This is a genomic window from Paractinoplanes atraurantiacus, assembly GCF_900215205.1.
Lineage (GTDB): Bacteria > Actinomycetota > Actinomycetes > Mycobacteriales > Micromonosporaceae > Actinoplanes > Actinoplanes atraurantiacus.
The window spans coordinates 44,365-62,415 of sequence record NZ_OBDY01000012.1 but is presented as its reverse complement, the minus strand read 5'-3'; the positions used below and the strand labels follow the sequence as shown (position 1 = coordinate 62,415).

Sequence of the window (18,051 nt, the reverse complement as noted above, 5' to 3'; positions counted from 1 at the left end):
CCCAGCGGGGGTCCCATTGTCCCGGGACCCCCGCCCCTCTTCTCCCGCCCCGAAGGCCTCGTTCTCCTGTGAAGACGAGAAGGCGAGAGCGAGGAAGGGAAGACTTACGCGGCCTCGCGCAGCAGCTGCGCGGCCCTCTCGGGGACGATGTCGTTGACGAAGTAGCCCATCGCCGACTCGGAGCCGGCCAGGTACTTCAGCTTGTCGGCGGCGCGCCGGATGCTGAACAGCTGAAGGTGCAGATATCCCAGGTCGCGGCCCTCGCCGACGACCGCCTGGTGCCAGGCCGAGATGTACGGCATCGGCTTGCCGAACAGACCGTCGAAGCGCTTCAGCATCTCCAGGTAGAGCGGGCCGAAGGCATCGCGCTCGGCGTCCGACAGGGCCGGGATGTCGGCCACCTTGCGGTTCGGCGCGATCTGCACCTCGAACGGCCAGCGGGCCGCGGCCGGCACGAACGCCGTCCAGTGCTCGTTGGCGCCGACGATCCGCGTGCCCTGCTCGCGCTCGGCCGCCAGCACGTCGGTGTAGAGATCATTTCCCGTGCTGGAGAGGTGCTTGGCGGCCGCCGCCAGCATCAGCTTCGTGCGCGGCGGCACGGTCGGGTACGCGTAGATCTGCCCGTGCGGGTGGTGCAGCGTCACGCCGATCTCGACGCCCCGATTTTCGAACGGGAAGACCTGGGCCACACCGGGCAACTTCGAGATTTCGGCCGTACGGTCGGCGAGCACGTCCACGACCGTGCGAACGCGGGCCGGTGTGAGCGCGCCGAAGTAGCTGTTGTGGTCGCTGGTGAAGCACACGACCTCACAACGGCCCACGCCAGGGCGTACGGGAACCATGGGGTTGATCTCTTGAACCTCGTCCGGGGAGACCCGGTCGCTGAACGACGGGAACTGGTTCTCGAAGACCACCACGTCGTAGTCGGGAGCCGGGATCTCGCTGGCGAACGACGGCGTGGTCGGGCAGAGCGGGCAGGCGTCGCTCGGCGGCAGGAAGGTGCGGGTCTGCCGGTGGGCGGCGATCGCGATCCACTCGTCGACCAGCGGGTCGTAGCGCAAATGCGAGGTGTGCGGCGGCGCCGGAAGGGTGCGGGTGTCCGGGTGCTCGGCCCGGTACGAGCCCTCCCCCTCGTTGAAGTAGATCAGCTCACGGCCGTCGGAGAGACGGATCGCCGTGCGGCTCTTGAAGGTCACTGGCCACTCACCATCACAAGTTCTGGAACTGTTTCGCTCAGCAATGCACGGGCCTCCTCGTCCAGCCCGTCGTCGGTGATCAGCACGTGGGCCCGTTCCAGCGGGACGATCGAGCTGATGCCGACGGTGCCCCACTTCGTGTGGTCGGCGAGCACGATGAGACGCTCGGCCGCCTTGACGAGGGCCTTGTTGACGTCGGCCTCCATGAGGTTCGGCGTCGTATATCCGGCGCGCTCGCTCATCCCGTGCACGCCCAGGAAGAGCATGTCGAGGTGGAGGGCGCCGATCGCGGCCACCGCGACCGGGCCGACGAGGGCATCCGAGGGGGTGCGGGTGCCGCCGGTCAGGATCACCGCCTGGTCGGGGCGGCCGGCGCGGTAGAAGACGTCGGCGACCGGGATCGAATTGGTGACCACGGTCAGCTCCGGCACGTCGACGAGGCGCTGCGCCAGCTCGGCCGTCGTGGTGCCGGCGGACAGCGCGATGGCGTCGCCGGGGGAGACCATGGCGGCGGCGCGCATGGCCATGGCGGATTTCTCGGCGCGCTGGCGCACGCTCTTGGCGGCGAAGCCGGGCTCGTGCGCGGAGCCGGGACTGACCGTGGTCGCCCCGCCGTGTACCTTCGCGAGCAGGCCGCGATCGGCCAGCGACTCCAGGTCACGGCGGATCGTCATGTCGGACACGCCGTACTCGGAGGCCAGCTCGCTGACCCGCACGCCGCCGGCGGCCCGGACCCGGTCGAGGATGGCGGCCTGGCGCTGCTGCGCCAGCATCAGAGGATCCGCACTAATTCGAACACGCCCGAACACTACCTTGTGATCGGGCGTGACCGAAAGAGTGTTGCTAGATACCTCGGCCGCGCTTGTGCAGAGCCGAGAGGACGTTCTCGACCTTGACCGCACCGGTCATGGCCGCGAGAGCGATCGCGGTGCGTGGCTCCTTCCAGTTCGCCCGCACGGCTTCCTTGCTGAACTGCCACGCCTGACTGCGATTGCCGGTCGCGGCCGACCAGCAGGCGAGCTGGCCGTAGACGCGGGCCGCGCCCGGACGGCAGCCGCTGATCTCCGGGTGCCGCTGCATCATCCAGCGCAGAGAGCTGATCTTCGTCGCGTACTCGTACGCATAATGCGAGGTCCGGCCCCACAACACCCGGACCAGGGGCTCGTCCAGATGCACGATCGGCGCCCGGCGGGCGGCCCGCAGCAGCAGATCCCAGTCCTCGTTCTGGCTGCCCGGCGCGTCCTCGGCGACCAGGCCGATCGCGTCCTCGGCCAGCGCCGTACGGCGGATCAGGAACGACGACGAGTGCAGCATGGCCATCCGCGAGCGGGCCAGCTCGTCGACCGTGACCCGGCTGCGCCCGGCCAGCCGGGCGGTGGTCTTTCCCTCGTACTCGACCTCGATCGCACACGTCGCGAACTCGGCGTCCGGGTCGGCCAGCAGCGCGGCCACCTGACGGCGCAGCTTGTCCGGGCGCCACTGGTCGTCGTCGTCGCAGAAGGCCACGTACTCGGTGTCCAGGGCCAGGATGCCGGTGTTGCGGGCGCCGGCCAGGCCGGACGTACGCCAGTTGGTCAGCACCAGGACCTGCACGCCCTCGGTCGCGGCGAGCAGGTAGTCGGGCTCGGTCTGGTCGTACACCACCAAGACTTTGATTTCGCCCGGATAGCGCTGGTCGCGCACCGAGGCGATGGCCTTGCGGACCAGCTCGGGCCGGTTCCGGGTGGGGATGACGACACCGACGGACGGCCAGTTCATCGACTCTCCTCTTTCAGAAGCGGATATCCGTACGCCCGGAGCATCGGCGCACACACCGCTCCGACCAGGCGACGCTGTTTGGCGGGCAGGGAGCTCACCCACGCGTCGTCGCGGCGCAGCTCCAGGCGCCCGACGGTGAAGCGCATCGGGTTGCCGGCCGCGCTGTGCCCGACGCCCAGATCGGCGTAGCCGTTGCCCAGGAACGCCAGATCGCCGGGGCGGAGCCGGAGCCCGGCGAAGTCGCCGATCTTCAGCAGCTCCGAGCGCGGGTGGGCGAGGAACTCCTCGTAGCGCAGCCGGTGCACGGCCACGCCACGCTTGGCGAGCAGCCCGAACGCGGCGTTGTGGGCGTTCCAGAGCATCGCCGAGCGGCCGGGGGAGTAGCGGGTCATCTCCTCGGCGCCGTCGGTCTCCGGCCGGGAGACCCTTTTGGTCCAGGAGTACGCCACCCCGCGCGCATCGCGAACGACGTGCACCACCCGCAGGTCGATGTCGCCGGCCCAGCGCAGCACGTGGGCGAGGGCCGAATGCTTGGAGGAGTCGACCACGACCTCGGCCCCGGACACCTCGGCCGCGGCGGCATAGACGCGGGCGTAGAAGTCCGCGTACTCGTGCACCTCCGGCGGTGCCTCGGCGGCGGTGGCGAGCCGGGGGATGTGCCGGGTGCGCTCGACGGCGTCGCGCAGGGCGTGCACCCGGTCGACGTCGACGTGGTTCCACCCGCCGAAGGCCCGCTCGCCGACCCGGCGCCAGAACGCGCAGCCCGAGAACCGGGCGCCGCAGCCGCACCGCTCGTCGTCGCGGATGTCGCGCTGCCAGAGGTGGACGACCTCACCGAGCGCGCACACCCCGGGCAGTTGACCGAGCAGACGTTCGACGAGCGTTGTCCCACTTCGTCCTAATCCACCCAGAAATACCACGCGTGCCACTCTTGCCCACCTTCGCTCGTTTCGCTCCTATAACGAGCGAACAAGCGCGAAGGAGGCGTTGCGTGACAATCGAGGCATTCGACCGCGTCCACCTGGACGGGACGGGCATCGACCGGATCACGGAGGCGGAGGTCGTGGCGGTCGTACGCGACTGCCTGGCCCGGGGCCGAGGCGGCCGGATCATCACGCCGAACATCGACATCCTGCGCCGCGCCCAAGGCGACCCCGAATGCCGCCGCCACCTCAACGACGCCGACCTGATCGTCGCCGACGGCATGCCCCTGGTGTGGGCCAGCCGCCTCGGAGGGCAGCCGCTCCCCGAGCGGGTGGCCGGCAGCAGCCTGATCTGGTCGCTGTCGGAGGGTTTGGGCCGCGACCACCGCTCGATCTACGTGATCGGCGGCGCCCCCGCCGAAGGCAACGAGAAGGACGGAGCCACCCGGGCCGCCGACAAGCTGGCCGGCGAATGCCCGGGCTTGCGCGTAGCGGGCACGCTCTGCCCGCCGTTCGGCTTCGACCGGGACCCGTTGCTGTACGAGGACTACTGCACCAAAATCGCCGGCGCCGACCCCGACCTGGTCTTCGTGGGCCTCGGCTACCCCAAACAAGAACGCATGATCACCCGCCTCCGCGCCCTGCTGCCCCAGGCCTGGTTCATCGGTTGCGGCGCCGCCGTCAACTTCGTAGCCGGCGACATCGAACGGGCCCCACGCTGGATGCAGCGCACCGGCCTCGAGTGGGCTCACCGCCTCGGCACCGAGCCCCGCCGCTTGGCCGGCCGCTACTTACGACACGACGCCCCCTATGCCTTGCGCCTGCTGGCCCAGGCCCCCGGCCAGCGAGCACGAGCCCGCTGATGTGACTCCATTCGACGCCGCCAAACAAATTGCCGTGGCCCATTCCGCAGGCGTATGGTTCGGTGGCCATCTTCACCAAGTGCATTCTTGGCAGACTTCGATCGCAGAGCTAATTTTCCGCCCCCTTTGCCTGGCCGTTTTCGCCGTCCGTGTGATTAGCCGCAGCTTGGTCGTGAATTTCGCCGTCCACCGGTGACCGACGTCTCGGCGCACGACGCTCGGATCCTCCGCCGGCCGGCGAGCCGCCGGACGAGACGACCCGCTGTGGCATGCCCGCGATGCTCGACGCCTTCGGCGGCCGCGGAGCCGCGCCAACGATCCCCGCTTCTCGCGGCCGCTCGGCCTTTCCGGAGACTGTGAAGCGGCGGCAGCGCTGGAACTATCTTGCAGCTGCGGAGCTGCGGCATCGCGCGGCGTCTCTTGTGGTTGCAGGGTTGCGGCCATGCACGGAATCTCTTGTGGTTGCGGAGCTGTGGCATTGCACGGCGCCTCTTGTGGTTGCGAGGGCTGCGGCGTTGAGCGGCGCCTCCTGCGGCTCCGGGGCTGCGGCGTTGCGTGGCATCTCTTGGGGCTGCGGGGCTGCGGCATTGCGCGGCGTCACCTGTTCCTTTGGAGCTGCGGTGCTGCTTGGGCTCTCGTGTGGCTGCGGAGCTGTGGTGATGCTCGGGGTTTCCTGCGGGTGCGGGGCAGCTGCTGCGGCGGGCCGTGAGTGCTCCGGCGACTGAGCTCGGCTCTGGAGACGCTCCGATGTGGACCGGGCGGCGGTGTCGGGCCTCTGAGCGCCGATCTGTGGCGCGGTGCTCTGCTCGAAACGTAGCCGCATGAGCTTGAGGCCGTGGCGCTGGGCGAGACCCCATGCGCGGTGGCGCTCGTGCTCCCGGCGGAAAGCATCCATCTCGGGCGACCAACTGCGGGCCCGGGTCCGATCGCGCATGCTGTTCATTTGCTTGCGAGTGAAGAGTCCAAGCTGTTGGTATCGCATATCCAATTATCCCGCCATGACGCCCCCGAAGCCATCGATAATTGAAGACGATCATGCCAAATTCGGCGCCACGATAAAAGGAATGGCGCGGCCGGCGGTTCGCCAAAGCGCTAGCCGCCGACTGGCGAAAGGTCGCGCACCGCCTCGGTGGCGCGCCGAGTCTGACCGGCCGCCCAGCGCAAGTCGGGCGACGGGCGTGAGTTCGTGCCGCCGCCCCATGGCCCGCTGAGTCTGACCGGCCGCCCGGCGCGGGTCGGGCGAAAGACGCGAGTTCTTACCCCCGCCCGGGGGTGGGCTGAGTCTGACTGGGCGACAGGTGCGAGTTGTTACCGCCCGGTGGCGAGCACGAGGTTGCGATCGCCTTCAAGGGGCACAAGCAAAGCAAGACGTACGTACGGTTTGCAAGGTAGTCTGCGCGCATGACTTTTGTGTTTGAGCGCCTTCACCACATCCAGGTCCTCTGCCCGCCCGGGGGTGAGGACGTCGCCCGTGGTTTCTATGCGGGGGTGCTTGGGCTGGAAGAGTTCGCCAAACCGCCCGCGCTCGCGGCCCGCGGTGGGTGCTGGTTTCGGGGTGGGGGGTGGGAGATTCACGTCAGTCCCGTGGCGGATTTTGCTGCCGCTGTGCGGGCTCACCCGGGCGTACTCGTCAATGGGCTTGAAGGTTTGGCTCTGAAACTGGAAACCGCCGGGCGCCCGGTGGAGTGGGATCACCACTTTCCGGGGCACCGGCGGTTCTACTCGCAGGACGATCACGGGAACCGGCTCGAGTTTCTCGAGGCGATCACGGGTTGAAATAGGGATCGCGAACCAGCCTGTGGAAGGCCTTGAACGCTGCCTTGTCCCCGGTCAGCTGGAACTGCTTGTTCGGGCCGTTGCCCTCCGGGTCGGACTCGAAGTAGGCGATCGCCTTGATCTGCGGGTTGGCCTTGAAGGTGCGGCCGGCGTCCTTCAGCCAGTCCGCCCGCCCGGCCGAACCCCACGCCTTGGCCACGCCGAACTCGCCGATCACGATGGGTTTCGGGCGCTGGGCCGCCCACTGCAGGAACGGGCCCATCAGCTGCCCGATCGGCTCGAACTTCTCGCCGGCGTACACGTCGACGCACGTCCAGTCGACCTGATCGTCGCCCGGGTAGAAGTCCGGCGCGTCGCCCCGGATGAAGCCTTCGGCCGTCGGGCACCACACCCACGACACGTTCTTCGCCCGCTCCTCGTCGAAGATCTTCCGAACGTATTTCCAGGCCGCGATGTAGTCGGCGCCCGACCACATCGTCGCCCGCAGGTTGGGCCGGTCCATCTCCCAGCGCATTCGCAGCAACACCGGGACCTTCAATTTGCGTACGGCCTTGGCCTGCTTGCGGATCAGCTCGTCGTGCTCACCGTCCAGGATGGACCTGTTGTCGCCCGTCGCCCAGCTCACCATGAGCGTCGCACCGCGGGCCAGGAACTCTTTGTCGGACGGGGTGCCGACCATCTGCTCGAAGCGGCGGTACGTGTTCACGATGCTCAGCCGCCGCCCCAGGTCGGCCTGCAGGCTGTCCACCGCGGCGAGCCGCCCGACGTGGGTCAGCGCATCCGGCTTGATCCACGCCCCGACCAGGGCGCCCCGGCGCGGCGCCTGAACCGGTCCGGCCGCGAAGGGCCCTTGCTGTACGGCGACCGCGGCCGGCGCCGCCGACAAATCGGGCGGCGCGGGCGGCGTTTCGTCCGGTTTGTCGCGCCCAAAAGAACAGCCGGCGGCGACAAAAAGGACGCAGAAAATGATCAGAAAACCCTTACGCATGGACACGGCGCGCGGTGTAGAGAACGTTCACGGCATACGAGTCACTACCAGGCATCCGCCGTCCGACAGCGTCCACGGCACGAGCCACCGGATTCCCATGCAACGACGGCGTGATCATCGAGAAGCCCCGCCGCTCGACGATCTCGAACCCGTGCCGCTCGAACAACGAGGACACCTCCTCGTGCGACAACTCCGCGAACCACCGCTGCCCCTGATGCTTGCGGGCCCGCAGATGCCGCACCGATGCCGCGTTCCCGTGGTTCTCCACCACGAGCACCCCCGAGTCGCGCGACGGCAGCGCCTTGGCCGCGAAGGCCAGCGCCCGGTCCCTGATCTCAGAGTCCACATTGAGCAACAACCGGAACATCGTCACGATCGCCGGGAAACCGGCCGGCACGGGATGCGGCACCGGCCCGTCTGCTGCCACCTGGTGCCAGTTGGCCCGCGACCCGACCTCGGCCGCCTTCGCCATCATCTCGGCCGACGTGTCGTACCCGTGCGCCTCGCGAACCAGCCCGTGCAGGATCCGGATGGCCCGCCCGGTGCCGCAGGCGAAGTCGTGCTGCACCGGCGCCAGCGGGCCGAACTCGCGCCGCACCAGCGTGCGCAGGTAGTCCTGCTGCCGCTCGTTGATCTGCGAGGCGTAGCTGTCCGGCGCGTAGGTGACGTTCTCGTACTTCTCGACCGCGTCGGTGTCCTGGAACACCTTGGTGTAGTCGGTGGTCAACTCGTCCTCCTCGAAGGTTTGAAGGCGTCCAGAGCAAGGTGTGCGCGCAGCAGCCAGGCGCCGCCCGCGTAGGCGGGAACGGCGGCCAGCGCCGCGAGGGTCAGTCCGGTGCCGCCGGTTCCGGCGATCGCGGTGACGGCCCATGGCAGTACGCCGAAGCACACCACCGCCAGTAGTGCCGCCGCCCGCGTCCCGCGGCCGAACGGGTGCAGCCCGGCCGACCGGCCGACCTGGATCAGCGGCAGCAGGTTGTTGGCGACCATCGCGCAGGCCAGCCCGATCGCCGCGCCGAGCGCCCCGTGCCGCGGGATGAGCAGCACGTCCAGCCCGACTGTGATGACCAGCGCGATCAGCACGTTGGCCAGGTTCCAGGAGGTGCGCCCGGCCATGGCCAGCACCATGTCGACCATGCCGCAGCCGGTGGCGACCAGCATCGCGCCGGCCAGCACGACCACCACGACCCGTCCCTCGGTCGCGTAGTGCTCGCCGAAGAGCCGCAGCCACAGCGGCGCGAACAGGATGACCAGCAGGATGATCGGCCAGGTGACGAGCACGAGCCAGCCGGTCGCGGTCTGGTAGAGGTGGTTGGCGCCGCGCCGGTCGCCGGTGGCCAGCGCCTCGGCCAGCCGCGGCTGCACCGACTGCGAGATCCCCTGGTTGGCGAACTGAATCAAAACGACAAATCGCCCCGCTACGGCGTAGACGGCGGCCGGCGCCAGACCGGCCAGCGCCGCCACCAGCAGCACGTCCACCCGTTGCAGGGCCAGCTGGGCCACGCTGGCCAGCGCGCGCGGCCCGGTGAAGCGCCAGAACTCCCGGCGCACGCCGATCCGCTCGGCCCGGTGGGTGGTCACTCCAGGCGGTCTGCCGGCGAGATAGACCTTTCTGAGGCCGTACGCGGCCAGCACCGCGACCGGCAGGTAAGGCGCGGCCCAGGCCAGCGCGAACCCGGGCAACGACCCGGCGGTACACAATGTCGCCACGCCGACCAGGGCGACCTGCAGAAGGTTGCGCAACACCCGGTCGAGCACCACGGTCGGCCGCATCGCCCGGTAGCCCCGGGTCGCGGTGAGCAACGCGTCGGTCAGCGCCTGCAACGGCAGGAACACGGCCAGCACCCGCAGCCCCGCGGTGTGCGCGTCGACGACATGCCCCGCGTCGTGCGCCGTGATCCGCGCGATCGCCGGCGCGGTCAGCCACATCGCCGCGGCGAGAAGGATCGAGACCACCACGACCGGCGCCAGCCCGGCCCGCAGGCAGGCGCCGAGCAGGTGGGCCCGTCCGGTCGCCCGCAGCCGCGCCGGCCAGTAGACCAGCCCGGTCTGTGTGCCCAGCTTGGCCAGCCCGCCGGCCAGCACGAACGCGGCCGTCGCGGCGAAGAACGCCCCCGCCTGCTCGGCGCCGAGAGACCGGGCCACCACCCACGTGACGACCACCCCGGTGCCGCCGGCCAGGGCCGACCCCACCATGTTGGCCAGCCCACCCCGAGCCGCCGCCTTGGTGGACCCCGAGCGATCGAGAACGGCTGTCACGTGCGGCGCCAGATCGGCATGCGCCCCAGCCACCGCGCGAGGGCCTCGTCGTGGGGCAGGTAGTAGTCGGTGAGCTCGCGCCGCAGCGCCGGATCCATGTCGGCCTGGCGCGGCCGCGCGTTGTGCCGCTCGAACGGCGGCCGCTCGAGATAGTTGGGCAGCCCCAGGAAGTCGCAGACCTCGTCGTAGACGTCTTCCGGCTCGCTGAAGAACCGCTCGCTCTCCACCACGTGGATCCGCTCCCGGCCCACGTGCTGGGCCATCACGCTCAAATAGCGGGCGTACTCCCCGCGGGCCCGGTAGGCGTGGTGCTGGTGACTGAAGCTGTAGTACTCCGGGTCCTCGGCCAGCCTCTCCTCCTGCTTGTGCAGGCGGGCCGCCTCCAGCGCGAGCGCCGCGCCGAAGTCACGCTCCGGCTCGAAGTCGCGGGCCACCTCGTGGTGGTGCTGCGAGTACGCCCGCTCGACCGGGTCGCGAACCAGGACGATCAGCTTGGCGTACGGCAGGTCGCGCGCGATCCGGGCCGCCGCCTGCGGGTGGTACATGTAGTACGGGCTCGACTCGAAGGTCTGCGCCGTCACCCCGTACCTCTCGGAGATCTTGTCGGCGCTCCTGGTCAGCGGAAAGTGGGCCTTGTACCAGCCCATGCCGCGGTCGTACGAGGTGTCGAAGTAGTGCACGCCCTTGTGCAGCACGGCCTTGAGCACGACGGGGTGCTCGGCCATGGCCCGGTACAGCGACGTCGTGCCGCAGCGCTGCCCGCCGCAGATCAGGAACGACGGCGTCATCCGGCCCGGCGCGGTGAGCCGTCCGTAGGAGCGCGAGCCCAGGTGCACCACGCGCTTCATCGGCGCCGGCATCTTGCGTACGTCCATGCTCACAGCTCCTCGACCCGGCGGATCAGCACCGGGAGCAGCCAGGTGCCGAGCACGCCCAGGCGGGCGCCGGCCTCGGCCTGGCGGTCGGTCAGATATCGGGTGGCCAGGTCGACCAGGTAGAGCAGCGCGGTCACCTCGCGGCCCTCGGGCACGACGCCGAACGGCGCCAGCAGCTCGCCCGCGCGCTTCACGGTCGCCTCGACCGCGTCGCGGGCGTCCCCTGTGGATTGGATGCGCTTCTGGAGCTCGTGGTGGATCGCGTCGAAGCCCAGCGGCACCCCGGTCGCGAACCGCTCCCAGTCCCAGACCAGCAGCCCGTCGGCCAGGTTGGCCATGTTCCAGGGCGCCCAGTCGCCGTGCCAGGCGCCGTAGCGGAAGGTGAAGTCGCCGCCGCGGCGCACCAGCAGCTCGGCCGCCGAGGCCAGGCTGACGCCCTCGGGCCGGTCGCTGACCGCGGCCAGCCGCCCGCGCAGCTCGTGCCAGTACGCGCTGCCGGACAGCGTCCCGGTCGTATATCCGCAGCAGCCGGCGATGTCGAGCATCGCGGCGACCAGGCGCCGCTGGCTCAGCGGCGCCCGCGGCAGCCACACCGGCAGCGCCGACTGCACCAGCACCTGAAGCCCGCGCCACTCGCCCGCGTGCAGCACCCGGGGCACGGTCAGCTTGGTCAGGCCGCTGTTGCCGAGAGCGGTCAGCGCCGCCGACTCCGCGCGCACCAGTTGCCGGGTGAGCGGGCCGGTGCCGAGCTTGCCGAAGCCGAACGTGTCACCGTCCGTGCTGAGCAGTTGCAGCACCGGCTTGCGGTTGGCCCGGGCCGGGCCGATGTGGACACTGACCGCCAGTTCGCGGCCCAGCGCCTCGCTCAGGTAGCCGTCGATGCATTGCGAGTACGGGCCGGTGACCCGGATCCGGTCGCGCAGCAGCACGCCGGAGGCACCGGTGCGGACCGCGGCCACCACCGCCTCGCGCTTGAGCCGGGCCGCGCGGGACTGCGGCTCGGCGTACCGGCGTACCGCCGCGGCCGCCACCCGGCGCGACATCGAGGGCACCAGCAGGCGGGGCCGCCGCGCGTCGGGGACCACGAGGTACTCGGCGATCGGGGTGCCCGGCGAACCGTCCGTACGGCACGGCTGTGGGTAGAGAAGGTCGAGCACCTCGGTCAGGTACCGCGTACGCAGCTCCGCGTCGCCCGCGGTCAGCTCGGCCGGCGCCGTCTTGACCGGACTCATGTCGTCGTGTCCCCCTCGGATGAATTGCGCCAGAGCAGCGCGAACGCCAGAACGGTGAAGGCCAGGGGGGTGACGAGCGAGTTGTACCAGAGCATCGCCGAGAACGAGGTGACGATGGCGGCGCTGCCGGCCACCCCGATCGCGCTGCGGTCGCGGCGGAACCGCCACAGCCCGTACGCGAAGAAACCGAGATAACCCACCGTGCCCACCGCGCCGTGTGCGTAGAGCAACTGCCACAGCTGCCCGTTGCCGCCGACGGTGAAGTTGCCGCAGCGCTCGCAGCCGGCGCTCTCGCCGACGGTGATCGAGTTGCGGCCGCCGAGGGTGTTGCGGGTGCCGCCGTATCCGATCACGGGGGAGCCGGTGAAGCCGTCCAGGGCGCGGTCGATGAGGAACGAGCGGACGCCGTTGGACTTGCCGTTGTCCATCCGGGCCCCGACCACGTCGCCGAGGGGAGTGGCGACGAGGGTGACCGCGAGCATGGCCCCGGCCACGGCGACCGCGCCGATGATCCAGAGCTTGCCGGCCAGTACGTAGCGGGCGGCCACGTAGACCACCAGCACGCCGATGCCGATCCAGAGGCCCCGGTTGAGCGAGACGACGGCCGGCACGATCGAGACGGCCAGGCAGACGATCATCCAGAATTTCGCGCGGGACGAACGAGCGGCCACGATCAGCCAGCCCACCAGCAGGCAGAAGTTGTTGCCCCAGGTGTTCGTGTAACCCCACGGCGCGGCCGGGCGCGGCTGGCCCTCGCCGACGATGTCCATGATCTGCGCCGCGTACGGATGGACCAGCGACTGCACGAAGCCCTTGTTGCGCACGCCCGGCGGCAGCAGCCACTCGACCGGCGAGGTGAACTCGAACGTGCCCGCCACCATGCCGAGCAGCCCGCCCAGCACGGTGACCACGAAGAGCCAGCCGAGCAGCTTCACCAGGCGGCGCTTTGGCAGTTCGGCCTCGGTCAGGTTGCCCGCGTAGATCATCAGCACGGTCAGCGAGGCGTACATCAAAGCCTTGTACGCCACCGCGGGCAGGCGGCCCGTCGCGTGCTCGGCCACCGTCCCGGCCGGGTCCGCGCCGAGCGCGCCGATGCTGACCACCACGGCCGCCAGGAAGATCACCCAGAACGCGAAGCCGGGCGGCAGCCGCAGCGGGCGGCCGGCGGCGCGGCGCCGGATCAGCAGGAACAGCATCGGCACGGCCATCAGCGCGAAGATCAGAACGCCGAGGCCGAGCGCCCACCAGATCGGGTAGAACGCCAGGATGCTCGCCACCGGCCAGGCCGGCAGATCCCTCCGCTTCGGCGCACCGTGAGCCGCCCCGCCCGCTACGCGCGCCGGGGTGGGGGCCGTCTGGGTCACTTCTTGTCGCCGTCCTTGGCGATGTTCTTGATCTTGCCCGACATGTCGATCACCGCGGTGATCTCGTCCGCGTGGTTGGCGTCGCGCTGGCGCAGCGCTGCCTTCTCGGCCGACGACACCGTGTTGGTCGGGAAGCGCTGGGGCGCGGTGAGCACGGCCGTCTCGTCGGGCCGGGGGCCCTCCGACGACGCCGGCGCGGGCGTCAGGGTCACGACGGGTGCGGCTGCCTCGGCCGTACGCAGGTTGGTCAGATGCGGGAGCACGACGGCGCCCAGCAGCGGCGTGCCGACGCGCTGCAACTGCTCGGCCGCGTCGATCAGGGCGGGGCGGCGGGCCCGGCGCAGCTCGACCGCGAGGATCGCGGCGTCGGCCAGGCTGGCCAGGCTCTGCGCGTCGGCGCTGCTCGCGGTCGACGGGGCCTCGATGACCACATAGCCGCCCTGCCCGCGCAGCGTCTCCAGGGTGTCCCGGAGCCGCTGCGACTGCATCAGACCGGCCGCGGTGGCGGCGCCGCCGGTGGTGATCACCCGCAGCGACGGAATGCGCGGGCAGCGCTGGAGCACCCGGGTCAGGCCGACCCGGCCGGCCAGCAGGTCGGAGAGGCCGGGCACGGCCGAGACGCCCAGCATCCGGGCCAGCGGGGCGGCGTCGACGACGCTGTCCGGCAGGTGGGCGCCGATCAGCACGACGTCGCTGCCGGTGCGAGCCAGGGCGGCGGCCAGGTTCGCGGCGACCAGGGTGCTGGCCGAGCCGCGGCTGGCGCCGGTCACCACGATCGTCCGGGCCTCGGGCGGCAGGGTCGCCAGCACCTCGTTGCGGAGCCGGTTGAAGACCCGGCCGCCGGCGCCGTACGGCTGCAGGACGTCGTCGAAGTGCGGCGTGGTCCGCTCGTCGAGCGCGGCCAGCACGTTCATCCGGCCGCGGTCGCGCACGTCGGCCGCCGAGCGCAGCCGCCGGTCGTACCGCTCCCGGACGAAGGCGAGGGCGAGGCCGAACAGCAGGCCCAGCATGCCGCCGGTGGCGATGTTGATCATCGCGTTCGGGCTGACCGGCTGCTCCGGCAGGCGGGCGTCGCTGATGATGCTGCCCGCGCCGACGGTGGTCGTGGTGAGCTCGTTCAGCTTGCCGGTCATGCCGTTGAGCTGGTTCTGCGAGTTCTGCCGCAGGCTCTGCAGGTTGCTCTCGTCCGAGCTGCCCCGGGTGGCCCGGGCCAGCCGGGCGTTGATGCCGGTCAGCGTCGTGGTGAGCTGCTTGATCTTCGCGGTGAGGGTCTTGATCTGCTGGTCGAGGCCGTTCTGCGCGGTCTCCTCGCGGTTGCGCAGATAGGCCTCGGCGAACGCGTGCGAGCCCGACTGCGCGCCCTCCGGCGAGTCCGCCTTGAACGTGATCATCAGGACGGTCGTGTTGGCCGGCACCTCGACCGAGACGTCCTTGGCCAGCTCGATCGGCGAGCGGTCACTGCGCAGCAGCGCCGCCGCCTTGGTGGCGACCGCGCCCGAGCCGACCAGCTGAGCCTCGGTGTCGAGGTTGACCGAGCCCTTGGTGCGGCCACCCTGCGCGTTGGTGTCCTGGTCGACGGCCTGCACGAGCACGGCCGTCGACGACTGGTAGACCTTGGGCATGGCCGAGGTCAGGCCCGCACCCGCACCCAGACCGGCGCCAGTCGCGATCAGCGCGATCCACCAGTGCCGGCGGAAGACACCGAGATAGTGCGAGACATCCGCGGGGCGTGACGCTTCCATCGGTTGGCGGCCCTTTCGGGGGTGGAGTGAGGATCTTTTGGGCGTTTCGCCCCCAAGGGCTCAACGCCTCACTCCCGCCGACGTGATGGGTGCCTTACATTTTCGGCTCCACCCAGCCGCTTTCGACCAAGTAGGCGATGACGATCTCGATGGCCTCGGCCACCGACATGGTCGTCGTGTCGATGGTCAGCTCGGCGTCGGCCGGCTCCTCGTACGGGTCGTCGATGCCGGTCATGCCGCGCAGCTGACCGGCCCGGGCCCGGGCGTACAGGCCCTTGCGGTCGCGCTGCTCGCAGACCTCCAGCGGCGTGTTGACGTGCACCAGCACGAAGCCGGCGCCGGCCTCGACGGCCATCGCCCGCACCGCCGCGCGGGCGTTCTCGTACGGCGCGATCGGGCAGGCCACGGCCATGCCCCGATGGCGGCCGACCTCGGCCGCGACCCAGCCGATGCGGCGCACGTTGCGGTCGCGGTCGGCCTTGCTGAAGCCCAGACCGGCCGAGAGCTCGCGGCGCACCACGTCGCCGTCGAGCAGGGTGATCGTGCGGTCGCCGCTCTCTCGCAGCGTGTCGGCCAGGCCGCGCGCGATGGTCGACTTGCCCGAGCCGGAGAAGCCGGTGAAGAAGACGACCAGGCCGCGGTGCCGGCGCGGTGGCCGCACCCGCACGAGCTCCTTGGCCACGGCCGGGGGAGTGTGCCACTCGGGCAGCGGGAAGCCGCGGTCGAGCAGGTCGTCGATCTCGGCCGGGGTCATCGCGAGGCGGCGGTTGCGCGGCGGGATGTCGTCGCGCCAGCGCCACTGGCCGTCCCGGTTGTCGTAGGCCAGCTCGCGCGGCACCAGCACCCGCAGGTTGCCGCCGGTGAGCATGTCGCCAGTGGAGAGCACGTGGCTCACGCCGTACGCCCCGGCCACGCGGGCCCGCAGCAGGGCGTCGCGCAGCTCGTCACCGCGCGGCAGCAGCGGCACGGCGACGATCGTGGCCGGGGGCATCCGGTCGCGGGCGGCGAAGATCGTGCGGACCAGCGCCTCGGGCGGCAGCCCGTCCGGGCCGGGCCCGATCACCGGGATCAGGATCAGCAGGTGGGCGCCGAGCGTGCGGGCGGCGTGCGAGATCTGGGCGAGCTGCGGGCGGTGCAGCGGCCGGTCGGCGATCACGCCGAGGACCCGGCCGGGTGGGAGCAGGGCGCGGACCTCCTCGGGCGTACGCCGAAGCCGCTGGAAGGGTCCGTGGCCGCCGTCGCCCATGCGGGTCACGCGGCCGCCGACGCCCCACTCGCGCTCCCGCGACGGCCAGACGTCGCTGACTTCGAGCGCGGCCACCGGGGCGCCCTCGGGGTCGGTGAGGATGACCGTGCGGTGCAGCGGGTCCTCGAGGTTCAGCCGGCCGGCGATCTCCTCGGGAACCTCCAATGTGACCGGCACCGGCCACGGCGTGCCGTCGGCCAGGCGGCCGCGGCGGCGCAGCGCGTGCAGATCGGCACGGCCGAGGAAACCGGTGAGCGGCGCATAGGCGCCGGAGAGCAGAAGTTCGAGGTCCGCCAGCTCGTGCGGGTGCGGCGTGTACGACGGGGCGTCGCGCAGCACGTCCTCGGGCAGCATCGAACCATTCACTTCCGTATCCCCCTGCGGGCCGACTAAGGGGACAGTTTGGCAGCCCGCGTGATCGTGGTCGAGATCGGTGTCCCCTCCACCTTTTCCCGTCGGGTATTAGACAAAACGGACTTAAGCCTCAATACTGGCTGATCGTGAGTCGACGAAGGCTTGTTCAGTTCGCCGCGATACCCACGGCATTCGCACTTTCGGTCGCGGCCACGCTCGCCTGGGCGTGGACCGGCGGCGCCGACCAGATCGGACTTTCGCTCAGCGATCCGACCGTCTCCGTGCCGGCCATGTCGCCGCCCGAAGCTCCGGAAACGGCCGAGCCGGGTGTCGTGCCGCCGGTCTTCCGCGCGCCGTCGTCGGCCGCTCCTTCGGCCGCGGCCACGTCGGCCACCGCCGCCGCTGCTTCGGTCCTGGCGCCCGCCCCGGCCCCGCGGATCGCCAACATCGCCGCGCCCGGCTTCGCCGCCGCCATCACCCAGCCGCAGCAACAACAGCAGCAGCGTCGCGGGGGACGCTGCTACACCGGACACAACCTGGTGCCGACCTGCGGCGTCCTCTGGGGCGTGGCTCCCGGCGCCCACACCGAGAGCCGCGGCGCCTCCGCCCTCTCCCGCTTCGAGCGCAAGACCGGCCGCCACCAGGCGATCTACCACGCCTACCACGGCGGCACGCGGCAACTGTTCCCCACCGAACAGGAGATCGCGATCGCGCACCAGCCGGGGAACAAGCGCATCCTGTTCCTCAACTGGAAGCCGGAGTCCGCGTCCTGGGCCAAGATCGCGAAGGGCGACCGCCGCACCGACGCGTTCATCGACCGGCTCGCCGTACACATCAAGAAGAATTTTCCCGAGCAGTTCTTCTTCGCCGTCCACCACGAGGGTGAGAACGACGTCCGCGAGAGGGCCGGCTCCGGCTACACCGCCCGCGACTACGCCGCCATGTACCGCCACGTGGTGAAGCGACTGCGGGCCAAGGGTGCCGACAACATCGTCACCGTGCTCGTGCACATGGCGTACGTGCCGCACGCCCAGAAGAGCTGGTTCAACCACATGTACCCGGGCGACGACGTGGTCGACTGGATCGGCTTCGACACGTACGCCTACAGCGACCCCGGATACGGCCACGGCGACTTCGCCGAGATCCTCAACCGCCGCCTCGAAGGCAAGCGTGCCTGGCCCGGCTTCTACAGCTGGGCGGTGGCCCGCCACCCCAACAAACCGCTCATGCTGGCCGAGTGGGGCGTCTGGTCGTCGAAGCGGAACACCCGCTACAAGGCCGACTTCTACCGCCGGATGGGCGACGACATCCGCAAGTTCCCGCGGATCAAGGCGATGGTGCAGTTCGAGACCCCGAGCAACCAAAAAGGTCAGGACTCCTCGGTGGACAGCACACCGGCCGCGCTCGACGCGTACCGCAAGCTCGGCCGTTTGCCCATCTTTCAGGTTGCCGTCACCCCGCGCCGCTAGCCTCCA

15 protein-coding genes are annotated in these 18,051 nt (G+C 70.5%); 3 read left to right on the top strand and 12 right to left on the bottom strand.

Going from position 1 to position 18,051, the window contains the following annotated elements:
• Positions 1-104 precede the first annotated feature (104 nt).
• The 4 genes from galT to CRP55_RS25540 all read right to left on the bottom strand — a co-directional run bounded on the left by galT (position 105) and on the right by CRP55_RS25540 (position 3,883).
• Positions 105-1,196 (bottom strand): galactose-1-phosphate uridylyltransferase, encoded by a 1,092-nt coding sequence (gene galT / locus CRP55_RS25555; RefSeq protein ID WP_097322678.1) that lies wholly within the window; start codon positions 1,194-1,196, stop codon positions 105-107.
• The gene (locus tag CRP55_RS25550) at positions 1,193-1,969 is read right to left on the bottom strand and encodes a DeoR/GlpR family DNA-binding transcription regulator (RefSeq protein ID WP_097322677.1); all 777 of its coding nucleotides are present in this window, start codon (positions 1,967-1,969) and stop codon (positions 1,193-1,195) included. Before CRP55_RS25550 ends, galT begins: the two co-directional genes overlap by 4 nt.
• Positions 1,970-2,039: 70 nt before the next feature.
• On the bottom strand, positions 2,040-2,954 hold the full coding sequence (locus tag CRP55_RS25545) for a glycosyltransferase family 2 protein (RefSeq protein WP_097322676.1): 915 nt from the start codon (positions 2,952-2,954) through the stop codon (positions 2,040-2,042).
• A complete protein-coding gene (locus tag CRP55_RS25540; RefSeq protein ID WP_097322675.1) occupies positions 2,951-3,883 on the bottom strand; it encodes a sulfotransferase family protein in 933 nt (310 codons plus the stop codon). The genes CRP55_RS25545 and CRP55_RS25540 overlap by 4 nt, the downstream gene beginning before the upstream one ends.
• A 62-nt stretch (positions 3,884-3,945) precedes the next feature.
• On the opposite strand from CRP55_RS25540, the gene CRP55_RS25535 reads away from it, so the two are divergent.
• Both CRP55_RS25535 and CRP55_RS25530 read left to right on the top strand, forming a co-directional pair.
• Complete coding sequence (locus CRP55_RS25535; RefSeq protein ID WP_097322674.1) at positions 3,946-4,740, top strand: WecB/TagA/CpsF family glycosyltransferase; 795 nt, start codon at positions 3,946-3,948, stop codon at positions 4,738-4,740.
• Positions 4,741-6,141: 1,401 nt separating this feature from the next.
• Entirely contained in the window at positions 6,142-6,516 is a 375-nt protein-coding gene (locus CRP55_RS25530; RefSeq protein ID WP_097322673.1) for a VOC family protein, read from the top strand.
• On the opposite strand, the gene CRP55_RS25525 is transcribed toward CRP55_RS25530, so the two are convergent.
• From CRP55_RS25525 to cysC, 8 genes are all read right to left on the bottom strand, one after another.
• Positions 6,506-7,504 (bottom strand): glycosyl hydrolase, encoded by a 999-nt coding sequence (locus CRP55_RS25525; RefSeq protein ID WP_097322672.1) that lies wholly within the window; start codon positions 7,502-7,504, stop codon positions 6,506-6,508. The two genes, CRP55_RS25530 and CRP55_RS25525, sit on opposite strands and share 11 nt — an antisense overlap.
• Positions 7,497-8,231 (bottom strand): methyltransferase domain-containing protein, encoded by a 735-nt coding sequence (locus tag CRP55_RS25520; protein WP_097322671.1) that lies wholly within the window; start codon positions 8,229-8,231, stop codon positions 7,497-7,499. Before CRP55_RS25520 ends, CRP55_RS25525 begins: the two co-directional genes overlap by 8 nt.
• Positions 8,228-9,763: a lipopolysaccharide biosynthesis protein gene (locus CRP55_RS25515; protein ID WP_245923369.1), complete on the bottom strand. Its 1,536-nt coding sequence runs from the start codon at positions 9,761-9,763 to the stop codon at positions 8,228-8,230. Before CRP55_RS25515 ends, CRP55_RS25520 begins: the two co-directional genes overlap by 4 nt.
• Positions 9,760-10,638, bottom strand: coding sequence for a sulfotransferase (locus CRP55_RS25510; protein WP_097322670.1), 879 nt, complete (start codon positions 10,636-10,638; stop codon positions 9,760-9,762). Before CRP55_RS25510 ends, CRP55_RS25515 begins: the two co-directional genes overlap by 4 nt.
• A gap of 2 nt (positions 10,639-10,640) precedes the next feature.
• The gene (locus tag CRP55_RS25505) at positions 10,641-11,870 is read right to left on the bottom strand and encodes a hypothetical protein (protein WP_097322669.1); all 1,230 of its coding nucleotides are present in this window, start codon (positions 11,868-11,870) and stop codon (positions 10,641-10,643) included.
• Positions 11,867-13,234, bottom strand: a complete 1,368-nt coding sequence (locus CRP55_RS25500; protein WP_097322668.1) for a hypothetical protein — start codon at positions 13,232-13,234, stop codon at positions 11,867-11,869. The genes CRP55_RS25505 and CRP55_RS25500 overlap by 4 nt, the downstream gene beginning before the upstream one ends.
• Entirely contained in the window at positions 13,231-14,976 is a 1,746-nt protein-coding gene (locus CRP55_RS25495) for a Wzz/FepE/Etk N-terminal domain-containing protein (protein ID WP_097322667.1), read from the bottom strand. The genes CRP55_RS25500 and CRP55_RS25495 overlap by 4 nt, the downstream gene beginning before the upstream one ends.
• 94 nt (positions 14,977-15,070) lie before the next feature.
• The gene (gene cysC, locus CRP55_RS25490) at positions 15,071-16,576 is read right to left on the bottom strand and encodes an adenylyl-sulfate kinase (RefSeq protein ID WP_097322666.1); all 1,506 of its coding nucleotides are present in this window, start codon (positions 16,574-16,576) and stop codon (positions 15,071-15,073) included.
• A gap of 146 nt (positions 16,577-16,722) precedes the next feature.
• Between cysC and CRP55_RS25485 the strand changes: the two genes are divergently transcribed.
• Entirely contained in the window at positions 16,723-18,045 is a 1,323-nt protein-coding gene (locus tag CRP55_RS25485; RefSeq protein WP_097322665.1) for a glycoside hydrolase family 26 protein, read from the top strand.
• Positions 18,046-18,051 lie beyond the last annotated feature (6 nt).

Bases quoted from the DNA above. Each gene is read 5' to 3' on its own strand.
- cysC (WP_097322666.1), bottom strand. From the start codon at position 16,576: ATGCTGCCCGAGGACGTGCTGCGCGACGCCCCGTCGTACACGCCGCAC.
- CRP55_RS25550 (WP_097322677.1), bottom strand. From the start codon at position 1,969: ATGCTGGCGCAGCAGCGCCAGGCCGCCATCCTCGACCGGGTCCGGGCC.
- CRP55_RS25510 (WP_097322670.1), bottom strand. From the start codon at position 10,638: ATGGACGTACGCAAGATGCCGGCGCCGATGAAGCGCGTGGTGCACCTG.
- CRP55_RS25505 (WP_097322669.1), bottom strand. From the start codon at position 11,870: ATGAGTCCGGTCAAGACGGCGCCGGCCGAGCTGACCGCGGGCGACGCG.
- CRP55_RS25545 (WP_097322676.1), bottom strand. From the start codon at position 2,954: ATGAACTGGCCGTCCGTCGGTGTCGTCATCCCCACCCGGAACCGGCCC.
- CRP55_RS25525 (WP_097322672.1), bottom strand. From the start codon at position 7,504: ATGCGTAAGGGTTTTCTGATCATTTTCTGCGTCCTTTTTGTCGCCGCC.
- CRP55_RS25495 (WP_097322667.1), bottom strand. From the start codon at position 14,976: ATGGAAGCGTCACGCCCCGCGGATGTCTCGCACTATCTCGGTGTCTTC.
- CRP55_RS25530 (WP_097322673.1), top strand. From the start codon at position 6,142: ATGACTTTTGTGTTTGAGCGCCTTCACCACATCCAGGTCCTCTGCCCG.